Source organism: Pseudomonas sp. yb_5, assembly GCF_043103865.1.
In the GTDB taxonomy this organism is placed as follows: Bacteria; Pseudomonadota; Gammaproteobacteria; order Pseudomonadales; family Pseudomonadaceae; genus Aquipseudomonas; species Aquipseudomonas putida_Y.
The window spans coordinates 1-13339 of record NZ_JBICKE010000041.1; the positions used below are offsets into that span (position 1 = coordinate 1).

The following is a 13339-nucleotide window of genomic DNA, read 5'->3' on the forward strand; positions in this document are numbered from 1 at the left end:
CCCGCGAAGCGCCGCGCGGGCGGCGCTCGATCTACGCACCGCCGCAGAACTTTAGCCGGACCGGCGCTCGATCTACGCACCGCCGCAGAACTCAAGCCGGACCGGCGCTCGCTTTACCCCCAAGAAGTCAAGGTAGGAACGGCAAGGTCCGATTATTTTGGTTGTCCATGCTTGTACATACAAGTAAAGGTGTGTTTGTATATTGACCACGACTTACCCGCCCGCGGACGACCGCAGAGGACCTTTCCCGTGACCGACAACAACAAATACCGTGACGTTGAAATCCGTGCCCCACGTGGCAACAAGCTGACCGCCAAAAGCTGGCTGACCGAAGCGCCACTGCGCATGCTGATGAACAACCTCGATCCACAGGTCGCGGAAAACCCGAAAGAGCTGGTGGTATATGGCGGTATCGGCCGCGCTGCGCGCAACTGGGCCTGCTACGACAAGATCGTTGAAACCCTGACCCGCCTGGAAGACGACGAAACCCTGCTGGTGCAGTCGGGCAAGCCGGTCGGTGTGTTCAAGACCCACAGCAACGCACCGCGCGTGCTGATCGCCAACTCCAACCTGGTGCCACACTGGGCCAACTGGGAACACTTCAACGAACTGGATGCCAAGGGCCTGGCCATGTACGGCCAGATGACCGCCGGCAGCTGGATCTACATCGGCAGCCAGGGCATCGTCCAGGGCACCTATGAAACCTTCGTCGAAGCCGGTCGCCAGCACTACGGCGGCAGCCTGAAAGGCAAGTGGGTACTCACCGCTGGCCTGGGCGGCATGGGCGGCGCGCAGCCACTGGCCGCGACCCTGGCCGGGGCTTGCTCGCTGAACATCGAATGCCAGCAGAGCCGTATCGACTTCCGCCTGGAAACCCGCTACGTCGACGAGCAGGCCACTGACCTCGACGACGCCCTGGCACGCATCGCCAGGTACACCGCCGAAGGCAAGGCCATCTCCATCGCCCTGCACGGCAATGCCGCCGAAATCCTCCCAGAGCTGGTCAAACGTGGCGTGCGCCCGGACATGGTCACCGACCAGACCAGCGCCCACGACCCACTCAACGGCTACCTGCCTGCCGGCTGGACCTGGGAGCAGTATCGCGACCGTGCGCAGACCGAACCGGCTGCAGTGGTCAAGGCCGCCAAGCAGTCGATGGCTGTGCACGTGCAGGCCATGCTGGACTTCCAGAAGCAGGGTATCCCGACCTTCGACTACGGCAACAACATCCGCCAGATGGCCAAGGAAGAGGGCGTGGCCAATGCCTTCGACTTCCCAGGCTTCGTCCCGGCCTATATCCGCCCACTGTTCTGCCGCGGGGTCGGCCCGTTCCGCTGGGCGGCGCTGTCCGGTGAAGCCGAGGACATCTACAAGACCGATGCCAAGGTCAAGGAACTGATCCCTGACGACGCCCACCTGCACCGCTGGCTGGACATGGCCCGCGAGCGCATCAGCTTCCAGGGCCTGCCGGCACGTATCTGCTGGGTGGGGCTGGGCCTTCGCGCCAAGCTGGGCCTGGCCTTCAACGAAATGGTCCGCAGCGGCGAGCTGTCGGCACCGGTGGTGATCGGCCGTGACCACCTCGATTCCGGCTCGGTATCCAGCCCGAACCGCGAAACCGAGGCCATGCGTGATGGTTCGGACGCTGTTTCCGACTGGCCGCTGCTCAACGCCCTGCTGAACACCGCAGGCGGCGCCACCTGGGTGTCGCTGCACCATGGCGGTGGCGTGGGCATGGGCTTCTCGCAGCACTCGGGCATGGTCATCGTCTGCGACGGTACCGATGAGGCCGCCGAGCGCATCGCCCGGGTACTGACCAATGACCCAGGGACAGGCGTCATGCGCCACGCCGATGCCGGTTACGACATCGCCATCGACTGCGCCAAGGAGCAGGGCCTGGACCTGCCGATGATCACTGGTTGATCGCCTCGCTTTGGACCGCCCCCCACAAGGGGTGATACTGAACAACAAGAAGGAGCGCGCAGGCACCTGGATACGGGCCTGCCGCTCTACGCGATTGGAGTAGCAAAGTGACCGAACTCACCCTCAAGCCTGGCACCCTGACCCTGGCCCAGCTGCGTGCGATTCACGCCGCGCCCGTGCGCCTGCAACTGGATGCCAGCGCCGCGCCGGCCATCGACGCCAGCGTCGCCTGCGTCGAACAGATCATTGCCGAAGACCGCACTGCCTATGGCATCAACACCGGTTTCGGCCTGCTGGCCTCGACCCGCATCGCCAGCCATGACCTGGAAAACCTGCAGCGTTCGCTGGTGCTGTCCCACGCCGCCGGCATCGGCGCGCCGCTGGATGACGACCTGGTGCGGTTGATCATGGTGCTGAAGATCAACAGCCTCAGCCGTGGCTTCTCCGGCATCCGCCGCAAAGTCATCGACGCGCTGATTGCCTTGGTCAACGCCGAAGTCTACCCGCACATCCCGCTGAAAGGTTCGGTAGGTGCCTCCGGTGACCTTGCGCCGCTGGCGCATATGTCGCTGGTGCTGCTGGGCGAAGGCAAGGCCCGCTACAAGGGCCAGTGGCTGCCGGCCACCGAAGCCTTGGCGATTGCCGGCCTCGAACCGCTGACCCTGGCCGCCAAAGAAGGCCTGGCCCTGCTCAATGGGACTCAGGCTTCCACCGCCTATGCCTTGCGTGGCCTGTTCCAGGCCGAAGACCTGTATGCCGCTGCCATCGCCTGCGGCGGCCTGAGCGTCGAAGCTGCGCTGGGTTCGCGTTCGCCGTTCGATGCGCGTGTCCACGAAGTGCGTGGCCAGCGTGGGCAGATTGACACCGCCGCCTGCTTCCGCGACCTGCTGGGCGACTCCAGTGAAGTGTCGCTGTCACACAAAAACTGCGACAAGGTCCAGGACCCGTACTCGCTGCGCTGCCAGCCGCAGGTCATGGGTGCCTGCCTGACCCAGCTGCGCCAGGCCGCCGAGGTACTGGGCATCGAAGCCAACGCCGTGTCGGACAACCCGCTGGTGTTCGCTGCCGAAGGTGATGTGATCTCCGGCGGCAATTTCCACGCCGAACCGGTGGCCATGGCCGCCGACAACCTGGCCCTGGCCATCGCTGAAATCGGCTCGCTCAGCGAGCGCCGCATCTCGCTGATGATGGACAAGCACATGTCCCAGCTGCCGCCGTTCCTGGTAGAAAACGGCGGGGTCAACTCCGGCTTCATGATCGCCCAGGTGACCGCTGCCGCCCTGGCCAGCGAGAACAAGGCATTGTCGCACCCGCACAGCGTCGACAGCCTGCCAACTTCGGCCAACCAGGAAGACCACGTGTCGATGGCCCCGGCGGCCGGCAAGCGCCTGTGGGAAATGGCCGAAAACACCCGTGGCGTGCTGGCCATCGAATGGCTGGGCGCTTGCCAGGGCCTGGACCTGCGCAAAGGCCTGAAGACTTCGGCCAAACTGGAGCAGGCGCGCCAGGCGCTGCGCAGCGAGGTGCCGCACTACGACCGTGACCGTTTCTTCGCGCCGGATATCGAGAAGGCCGTGGAACTGTTGGCCAAGGGTAGTCTGACCGGCTTGCTGCCGACGGGTGTGCTGCCAAGCCTGTGATGCCCCTTGGGGCCGCTTGGCGGCCCTTCGCGGGCAAGCCCGCTCCTACACAAATTGCGATAGGCAAATCCATGTAGGAGCGGGCTTGCCCGCGAATGGGCTGCGCAGCAGCCCCTCAATCTCACGACCACAAAAACAATTCAAGGACGTGACATGCAACAAGCTCAAGGTCTCAAGCGCGGGTTAAGTGCCCGCCACATCCGTTTCATGGCCCTTGGCTCCGCCATCGGCACCGGCCTGTTCTACGGCTCGGCCTCGGCCATCCAGATGGCAGGCCCGGCCGTGCTGCTGGCCTACCTGATCGGCGGCGCTGCCGTGTTCATGGTCATGCGCGCCCTTGGCGAAATGGCCGTGCACAACCCGGTGGCCGGCTCCTTCGGCCACTACGCCACGACCTACCTCGGCCCAATGGCTGGCTTCATCCTCGGCTGGACCTACGCTTTCGAGATGGTCATCGTCGCCATCGCCGACGTCACCGCGTTCGGTATCTACATGGGCTTCTGGTTCCCGGAGGTAGCCCGCTGGATCTGGGTGCTGGGCATCGTCTTCCTGATCGGTGGCCTCAACCTGTGCAACGTCAAGGTGTTCGGCGAAATGGAATTCTGGCTGTCGCTGCTCAAGGTCGGCGCCATCGTGGCGATGATCCTGGCCGGCCTCGGCATCATGGCCTTCGGTTTCAGCCAGGTGGGTACCGGGCATGCCGTGGGCATGAGCAACCTGTTCGACCATGGCGGCTTCATGCCTAACGGCGTGGGTGGCTTGATTGCGTCGTTTGCCGTGGTGATGTTCGCCTTCGGCGGTATCGAGATCATCGGGGTCACCGCCGGTGAGGCAAAGGACCCGCAGCGCGTCATCCCCAAAGCGATCAACGCGGTGCCGCTGCGTATCCTGCTGTTCTACGTGCTTACCCTGTTCGTGCTGATGTGCCTGTACCCCTGGCCGCAGATCGGCAGCCAGGGCAGCCCGTTCGTGCAGATCTTCAGCAACCTGGGCATCGGCTCTGCCGCTGCCGTGCTGAACGTCGTGGTGATTTCCGCTGCCATCTCTGCCATCAACAGCGACATCTTTGGCGCTGGCCGCATGATGTATGGCCTGGCCCAGCAAGGCCACGCCCCGCGCGGTTTCAGCAAGTTGTCGAAGCATGGCGTACCGTGGATGACCGTCGTGGTGATGGGCGCTGCGCTGTTGATCGGCGTATTGCTCAACTACCTGATCCCGGAAAATGTGTTCCTGCTGATTGCCTCGATCGCCACCTTCGCCACGGTGTGGGTGTGGCTGATGATCCTGCTCACCCAGGTAGCCATGCGCCGCAGCATGAGCCGCGAGCAAGTGGCCCAGCTCAAGTTTCCGGTTCCGTTCTGGCCATACGGCCCGGCCATGGCCATTGCATTCATGGTGTTCATCTTTGGCGTGCTCGGCTACTTCCCGGACACCCAGGCGGCATTGATCGTCGGCGTGCTCTGGGTGGTGTTCCTGGTGGCGTCCTACCTGCTGTGGTGCAAGCCGCGCGCAGGGCAGGGCCAGCCGGTAGCGGAGCCGGCCGAGCTGCATCGCTAGCATAGGAGATTGTGCATGAGAACCCTCTGGCAGCATTGCCATGTTGCAACCATGGCCGACGGCCGCTACTCGGCCATCGAGGATGCGGCGATCGTCACCAGCGCCGGGCTGATCGAGTGGATAGGCCCACGTGCCGAGCTGGCGCCCGTCGAAGCTGACCGCACGGTTGACCTGGGTGGTGCCTGGGTCACTCCCGGGCTGATCGACTGCCACACCCATGCGGTGTTCGGCGGCAACCGCAGCGGCGAGTTCGAGCAACGCCTGCAGGGCGTGAGCTATGCCGAAATCGCCGCACAGGGCGGTGGTATCGCGAGTACCGTGCGGGCTACCCGGGCAGCCAGCGAAGACGAACTGTTCGCCAGTGCTCGCCAGCGCGTTCAGGCACTGATGCGCGATGGCGTGACCACTGTCGAGGTCAAGTCCGGCTACGGCCTGGACCTGGCCAACGAGCGCAAGATGCTGCGAGTGGCCCGGCGCCTGGCTGACGAGCTGCCGCTGACGGTGCGTGCCACGTGCCTGGCAGCGCACGCTTTGCCCCCGGAGTACACAGGCCGTGCCGATGACTACATCGCGCACATCTGCGATGAAATGTTGCCGGCCCTGGCGGCCGAAGGCCTGGTAGATGCGGTGGATGCCTTCTGCGAACACCTCGCGTTCTCGCCGGCCCAGGTCGAGCGACTGTTCATCAAGGCACGCGAACTGGGCTTGCCAGTCAAGCTGCATGCCGAACAGCTGTCATCGTTGCACGGCTCAAGCCTGGCCGCGCGTTACCAGGCACTGTCGGCTGACCACCTGGAGTTCATGACAGAGGAAGACGCCGTGGCCATGGCAAACGCCGGCACGGTCGCTGTGCTGCTACCGGGTGCTTTCTACTTCCTGCGTGAAACCCAGCTGCCGCCAATGGATGCATTGCGTCGGCACGGGGTGAAGATTGCCCTGGCCAGCGACCTTAACCCCGGCACCTCGCCAGGGTTGTCGCTACGGTTGATGCTGAACATGGGCTGCACCTGCTTCCGCATGACGCCGGAAGAGGCCCTGGCCGGCGTTACGGTCCACGCCGCCACGGCGCTGGGCCTGGGTGACAGCCACGGCTCGCTGCAAGTGGGCAAGGTGGCCGACTTCGTCGCCTGGCAGATCGAACGCCCCGCCGACCTGGCCTACTGGCTGGGTGGCGACCTGCCCAAGCGTGTAGTGCGCATGGGCCATGAAATCTCCAACTGAGCGAGGCACGATGGACAAGGTACTGAGTTTTCACCAAGGTCGCCTGCCGTTGCTGATCAGCATGCCGCACGCTGGCCTGCGCCTGAGCGACGCCGTACGCGACGGCCTGGTCGACCAGGCGCAAAGCTTGCCGGACACCGACTGGCACATCCCGCAGCTGTACGACTTTGCCCGTGACATGGGCGCCAGCGTGGTGGCTGCAGAGTATTCACGCTTCGTCATCGACCTGAACCGGCCGGACGACGACAAGCCACTGTACGCCGGCGCCACCACGGGCTTGTACCCGGCGACGTTGTTCGGTGGCGAACCCCTGTTCAAGGATGGGCTGGCGCCGTCTGGCGAAGAACGTAAACGCTATCTGGAGCAGATCTGGCGCCCTTATCACACAACCATCCGTCGTGAACTGGACCGCTTGCGTGAGCAGTTTGGCTATGCACTGCTGTGGGATGCCCATTCGATCCGTTCGCTGATCCCGCACCTGTTCGATGGCAGGTTACCGGACTTCAACCTGGGTACTTTCAACGGCGCCAGTTGCGATCCGGCACTGGCTGAGCGGCTGCAGGGTGTGTGCGCCGGGATGCAAGGTTACAGCCATGTGCTCAACGGTCGGTTCAAAGGCGGGTACATCACCCGGCATTATGGCGACCCGGCCAACCATATCCATGCTGTGCAACTGGAGCTGGCGCAAAGCACCTATATGGAGGAAGTCGAGCCGTTTTCCTACCGGGAAAACCTGGCGCAACCGACGCAAGCGGTCTTGAAGCAGCTGCTGCAAGCGCTGCTGGCTTGGGGTGATGAGCGTTACAGACGTTGAGTGGAGGAGGCGACGCTATCGGCGTCGCCAGGCATCGTGACGGGCAGTGGCTGGAAATCGGCGCAATGGTCAATTCGCGCCGTTCGAACGCGTCAGCAAGGACGGTGCTGAAAGCGCAATTCAGGTTTATGATGGCCCACGGCCGAATAATCCTCACACGGAGTGCGCAATGCAGACCCTCTACCCGCAGATCAAACCCTACGCCCGGCACGATCTGGCCGTGGAAGCGCCGCATGTGCTTTATGTCGACGAAAGCGGCTCGCCGGAAGGTCTGCCCGTGGTGTTCATCCACGGAGGCCCGGGCGCTGGCTGCGACGCCCAGAGCCGCTGCTACTTTGACCCCAACCTGTACCGCATCATCACCTTCGACCAGCGCGGCTGTGGCCGCTCCACGCCCCATGCGAGCCTGGAGAACAACACCACCTGGCACCTGGTCGAAGACCTGGAGCGCATTCGCGAACACCTTGGCATAGACAAGTGGGTGCTGTTTGGTGGTTCTTGGGGCTCGACCCTGGCCCTGGCCTACGCTCAGGCTCACCCCGAACGTGTGCATGGCTTGATTCTGCGCGGCATTTTCCTGTGCCGGCCGCAGGAAATCGAGTGGTTCTACCAGGAGGGCGCCAGCCGCCTGTTCCCCGACTACTGGCAGGACTACATCGCACCGATTCCACCGGAGGAACGCGGCGATCTGGTCAGAGCCTTCCACAAGCGCCTGACCGGTAACGACCAGATCGCCCAGATGCACGCCGCCAAGGCGTGGTCCACCTGGGAAGGCCGTACCGCCACCCTGCGCCCCAACCCGCTGGTGGTCGACCGCTTTTCCGAACCGCAGCGGGCGCTGTCGATCGCTCGCATCGAATGCCACTACTTCATGAACAACGCCTTCCTCGAACCAGACCAGCTGATCCGTGATCTGCCCAAGATCGCCCACTTGCCGGCGGTGATCGTGCATGGGCGCTACGATGTGATCTGCCCACTGGACAACGCCTGGGCGTTGCACCAGGCCTGGCCGAACAGTGAGCTGAAAGTGATCCGTGACGCCGGTCACGCGGCTTCCGAGCCTGGCATCACCGATGCCCTGGTGCGTGCCGCCGACCAGATGGCCCGACGCCTGCTCGACCTGCCCCTGGAAGAAGCATGAAGGGCCTGTTGCAGCGCGTGCGCGGTGCGCGGGTTGAGGTGGCGGGGGAGGTGGTCGGTGCCATCGACCAGGGGTTGCTGGTGCTGGTGGCGGTCGAGCCTGACGATTCCCGCGAACAGGCCGATAAGCTGTTGCACAAGCTGCTGAACTACCGTGTATTCAGTGACGAGCAGGGCAAGATGAACCTGTCGCTCAAGGATGTCGGGGGTGGCCTGCTACTGGTGTCACAGTTCACTTTGGCGGCCGACACCCGCAACGGCATGCGCCCAAGCTTCTCGACAGCGGCGCCACCGGCCCTCGGCGCCGAGTTGTTCGACTATCTTTTGCAACAGGCAAAGGCTCAGCACGCCGACGTGGCCAGCGGCCGCTTCGGTGCGGACATGCAGGTGCACCTGGTCAATGATGGCCCTGTAACATTTATGTTACAAATATGAGGTCAAAAACCCCTTTGTTCGCAGGAAAACAAGGGGTTTTGTACGATAAATAGTTGCTCCAGCCTGATGCGTTGTCACGCAACCTGCTGGATAATCGCGCGCTGCATGGACCTGCGTTCGCAGGTCCGTTTCACTCTGACTCGAGCATTGTCTGGATCCGTTTGGGGAATCATTACGCCCTCACGGGGTCCGAACAGTGCTCGCCAACCCGGCATTTGTCGCTGGCCGTTGGTTTCATGATCTGTTTTCGGCGAGGGTTGCTCGTGATTGTTAGTCCCCAAAAAGCATCAAGAATCCCCGGCGTTCGGCTGCGCAAGGCGCTGATGGCCAGTGTGGCTATGGTTGGCCTGATGAGCGCGGGCCAGCTGTGGGCATTCAATCTTGACGATGTTGCAGCCAAGGCAAAGGATCTGGCCGGCCAGAAGTACGACGCACCAAAAAGCAACCTGCCGGCCGTGTTCCGCGACATGAAGTTTGCGGACTACCAGAAAATCCGGTTCCTGCAGGAAAAGGCCGAGTGGGCCAAGGACAAGACTCCGTTCAAACTGTCGTTCTATCATCAGGGCATGCACTTTGACACCCCGGTGAAAATCAACGAGGTCACCGCCACCAAGGTCCAGGAAATCAAGTACGACCCGGACCGCTTCGAGTTCGGTGACGTGCCGCACGACCCGGAAACCACCAAAAACCTCGGTTACGCCGGTTTCCGCGTGCTGTACCCGATCAACAAGGCTGACAAGCAGGACGAGATCATGACCCTGCTTGGCGCCAGCTATTTCCGCGTAGTCGGCAAGGGCCATGTGTACGGCCTGTCTGCCCGTGGCCTGGCCATCGACACCGCACTGCCATCGGGCGAAGAGTTCCCGCGCTTCACCGAGTTCTGGGTTGAAAAACCCAAGCCAGCCGACAAGCACCTGGTGATCTACGCGCTGCTGGATTCGCCGCGCTCCACCGGCGCCTACAAGCTGATCCTGCGTCCGGGCAACGATACCGTGGTCGACGTGCAGTCCCGCGTGTTCCTGCGTGAGCATGTCAGCCGCTTGGGCATTGCGCCGCTGACCAGCATGTACCTGTTCGGCCCCAATCAGCCGTCCAAGGTGCTCAACTACCGCCCGGCACTGCACGATTCCGAAGGCCTGTCGATTCACGCCGGCAATGGCGAGTGGCTGTGGCGCCCGCTGAACAACCCGAAACACCTGGCCGTGAGCAACTTCAGCGTCGAGAACCCGCGTGGTTTCGGCCTGATGCAGCGTCAGCGCGCGTTCAGCGACTACGAAGATCTCGACGACAACTACCAGAAGCGCCCAAGCGCCTGGATCGAGCCGAAGGGTGACTGGGGCAAGGGTAGCGTGGACCTGGTCGAAATCCCGACCGCCGACGAGACCAACGACAACATCGTGGCCTTCTGGAGCCCGGAGAAACTGCCGGAGCCAGGTAAACCGTTCGAGTACGCCTACCGTATGCACTGGACCATTGACGAGCCGAAGTTCCAGGCCCCTGATCTGGGCTGGGTCAAGCAGACCCTGCGTTCCACCGGTGACGTCAAACAATCCAACCTGATCCGCCAGCCAGACGGCAGTGTGGCGTTCCTGGTCGACTTCGCCGGCCCGGCCCTGGCCGCCCTGCCGGAAGACACCGCCGTGCGTAGCCAGATCAGCGTGGGCGACAATGCCGAGGTGGTCGAGAACAATCTGCGCTATAACCCTGAGACCAAGGGCTGGCGCCTGACCCTGCGCTTGAAGGTCAAGGAAGCCAACAAATTGACCGAAATGCGTGCCGCGCTGGTGCGTGATGTACCGGTCGAGCCCGCCAAGCCTGCCCAGGACGCCAAGCAGGACAAGGCCGCAGCCAAGCATGCCAAGGCCGAGAAAGCCGTCAAGGCCGAACAACCTGCCGCCGATGCGGCGTCCACCAACGGGGCACCGGCCACCACCGAGAAGGTGTTGACCGAGACCTGGAGCTATCAGTTGCCTGCCGATGAGTAACTCAAGCGCAAGGCCGGAGTCGCTTGGCGAGTACCTGGCCCACCTACCTCTGACCGACGAGCAGCGGGCTGAACTTGCCAGCTGCACTTCGTTCAGTGAGCTGCACCAACGCTTGGCGGCCAAACCGGCCGCCAGCTCTGCCGAGGCCGTGCAGGCCTCGGTGGGCCCGCGCCTGACCGTGGGCAGCGCCGCCGAACTTGAAGACGCCGAAATGCTCGGCGTCGATGGCAGCGGCCGCCTGTGCCTGAAGATCGCCCCGCCGATCAAGCGCACCAAGGTTGTGCCCGAGCCGTGGCGCACCAATGTGTTGATCCGCATGTGGCGACGCATGACCGGCCGCACCAACGCCCCGCAGCCGCCCAAACGCGAACTGCCACCGGCCCGCTGGCGCACGGTCGGCTCGATCCGCCGTTACATCCTGCTGGCGCTGATGATCGGCCAGACTATCGTCGCCGGCTGGTACATGAAAGGCATCCTGCCGTATCAGGGCTGGTCGTTCGTCGACCTCGACGAAATCCTCAGCCAGTCGCTGTGGGACACGGTGGTGCAGGTGTGGCCGTATGCCCTGCAGACTTCCATCCTGATCCTCTTCGGCATCCTGTTCTGCTGGGTGTCGGCGGGCTTCTGGACCGCGCTGATGGGCTTCCTCGAGCTGCTCACCGGGCGCGACAAATACAAGATTTCGGGCAGCAGTGCAGGCAACGAGCCGATCGCGCCCGAGGCGCGCACCGCGCTGGTGATGCCGATCTGCAACGAAGACGTGCCGCGGGTGTTCGCCGGCCTGCGCGCAACGTTCGAGTCGGTGGCCGCCAGCGGCAACCTCGACCGTTTCGACTTCTTTGTGCTCAGCGACACCAACGACACTGACATTGCCGTGGCCGAGCAACAGGCCTGGCTGGATGTGTGCCGCGAAACCAAAGGCTTTGGTCGCATCTTCTACCGCCGCCGTCGGCGCCGGGTGAAGCGCAAGAGCGGCAACCTCGACGACTTCTGCCGTCGCTGGGGTGGCGAGTACAAGTATATGGTTGTACTCGACGCCGACAGTGTCATGAGCGGCGAGTGCCTGAGCAGCCTGGTGCGCCTGATGGAGGCCAACCCGGACGCCGGCATCATCCAGACCGGGCCGAAAGCCTCGGGCATGGACACCCTGTATGCACGTATGCAGCAGTTCGCTACCCGCGTGTACGGCCCACTGTTCACTGCCGGTCTGCACTTCTGGCAGTTGGGTGAGTCGCACTACTGGGGCCACAATGCGATCATCCGCATGAAGCCGTTCATCGAGCACTGCGCCCTGGCGCCGTTGCCGGGCAAGGGCGCGTTCGCCGGTGCCATCCTTTCCCATGACTTCGTCGAAGCTGCGCTGATGCGCCGTGCCGGCTGGGGCGTGTGGATTGCCTACGACTTGCCGGGCAGCTACGAAGAACTGCCGCCAAACCTGCTCGACGAGCTCAAGCGCGACCGCCGCTGGTGCCACGGCAACCTGATGAACTTCCGCCTGTTCCTGGTCAAGGGCATGCACCCGGTTCACCGTGCGGTGTTCCTCACGGGGGTGATGTCTTACCTGTCGGCGCCGCTGTGGTTCCTGTTCCTGGTGCTGTCGACAGCACTGTTGGCGACCAACACGCTGATGGAGCCGCAGTATTTCATCGAGCCGTACCAGCTTTACCCGCTGTGGCCGCAGTGGCACCCGGAGAAGGCTGTGGCGCTGTTCTCCACCACCATCGTGCTGCTGTTCTTGCCCAAGCTGCTTAGCGTCATCCTGATCTGGGCCAAGGGCGCCGTCGAGTTCGGTGGGCGAGTCAAGGTCACCTTGTCGATGCTGATGGAGATGCTGTTCTCCATGTTGCTGGCACCGGTCCGCATGATCTTCCACACCCGCTTCGTGCTGGCCGCGTTCCTCGGCTGGGCTGCGACCTGGAATTCGCCGCAGCGTGACGACGACTCCACGCCGTGGGGCGAAGCCGTGCGCCGGCATGGCCCGCAGACGCTGCTGGGCATTGCCTGGGCCGCACTGGTGGCGTGGTTGAACCCGAGCTTCCTGTGGTGGCTGGCGCCTATCGTCGGTTCGCTGGTGCTGTCGATCCCGGTATCGGTGATTTCCAGCCGCACCCGCCTGGGCCTGGCGGCCAAGGACGAGAAGCTGTTCCTCATCCCCGAGGAATACGCCACCCCACAAGAGCTGCTGGCGACCGACCAGTACACCCACGAAAACCGCTGGCATGCCTTGCATGATGGCTTCGTGCGGGCCGTGGTCGACCCGCGGCAGAATGCCCTGGCCTGCGCCATGGCTACTGCCCGCCATGGCCAGGCGGCACCGATCGAAGCGTTGCGTGCCGAGCGCGTTGCCAAGGCGATTGAAGTCGGGCCGAAAGGCCTGGACCTCAATACGCGCCTGGCCCTGCTCAGCGATCCGGTGGCACTGAGCCGCCTGCACGAGCAGGTGTGGGCCGAGCACAATGCGGCATGGATCGATGTGTGGCGTGCGTCGATCAACAATGACCCGCATTCGCCGCTGTTGCCGTTGCATCCGGAAAACGCAGGCCAACCGAGCCTCGTCGGCGCCTGATCGGGCCTGTTCGCGGCGGATCGACGCCCCGATGGACCTGATCCTAAAGGGTACCTGA

General features: G+C 63.6%; 9 protein-coding genes. All 9 read left to right on the forward strand.

Annotation, left to right across the window (positions count from 1 at the left end; translation table 11 throughout):
- Window positions 1-249: 249 nt before the first annotated feature.
- The gene (gene hutU / locus ACF8GF_RS05300; RefSeq protein WP_176684818.1) at window positions 250-1923 is read left to right on the forward strand and encodes a urocanate hydratase; all 1674 of its coding nucleotides are present in this window, start codon (window positions 250-252) and stop codon (window positions 1921-1923) included.
- 107 nt (window positions 1924-2030) lie between these two features.
- Window positions 2031-3563, forward strand: a complete 1533-nt coding sequence (gene hutH, locus ACF8GF_RS05305; RefSeq protein ID WP_176684819.1) for a histidine ammonia-lyase — start codon at window positions 2031-2033, stop codon at window positions 3561-3563.
- 153 nt (window positions 3564-3716) lie between these two features.
- On the forward strand, window positions 3717-5120 hold the full coding sequence (locus ACF8GF_RS05310; protein WP_176684820.1) for an amino acid permease: 1404 nt from the start codon (window positions 3717-3719) through the stop codon (window positions 5118-5120).
- A 15-nt stretch (window positions 5121-5135) separates the two neighbouring features.
- Complete coding sequence (gene hutI, locus ACF8GF_RS05315; protein WP_392488435.1) at window positions 5136-6341, forward strand: imidazolonepropionase; 1206 nt, start codon at window positions 5136-5138, stop codon at window positions 6339-6341.
- 10 nt (window positions 6342-6351) lie between these two features.
- Window positions 6352-7155 carry an N-formylglutamate deformylase gene (gene hutG, locus ACF8GF_RS05320; protein WP_392488436.1) on the forward strand — a complete coding sequence of 268 codons (804 nt, stop codon included), beginning with the start codon at window positions 6352-6354 and terminating at the stop codon, window positions 7153-7155.
- Between the two features lie 169 nt (window positions 7156-7324).
- Entirely contained in the window at window positions 7325-8296 is a 972-nt protein-coding gene (pip, locus tag ACF8GF_RS05325; protein ID WP_003249260.1) for a prolyl aminopeptidase, read from the forward strand.
- The gene (gene dtd / locus ACF8GF_RS05330; protein ID WP_176684823.1) at window positions 8293-8730 is read left to right on the forward strand and encodes a D-aminoacyl-tRNA deacylase; all 438 of its coding nucleotides are present in this window, start codon (window positions 8293-8295) and stop codon (window positions 8728-8730) included. Before pip ends, dtd begins: the two co-directional genes overlap by 4 nt.
- A gap of 263 nt (window positions 8731-8993) precedes the next feature.
- A complete protein-coding gene (locus tag ACF8GF_RS05335) occupies window positions 8994-10715 on the forward strand; it encodes a glucan biosynthesis protein G (protein ID WP_392488437.1) in 1722 nt (573 codons plus the stop codon).
- Window positions 10708-13281, forward strand: a complete 2574-nt coding sequence (mdoH, locus tag ACF8GF_RS05340) for a glucans biosynthesis glucosyltransferase MdoH (RefSeq protein WP_176684824.1) — start codon at window positions 10708-10710, stop codon at window positions 13279-13281. Before ACF8GF_RS05335 ends, mdoH begins: the two co-directional genes overlap by 8 nt.
- Window positions 13282-13339: the final 58 nt, after the last annotated feature.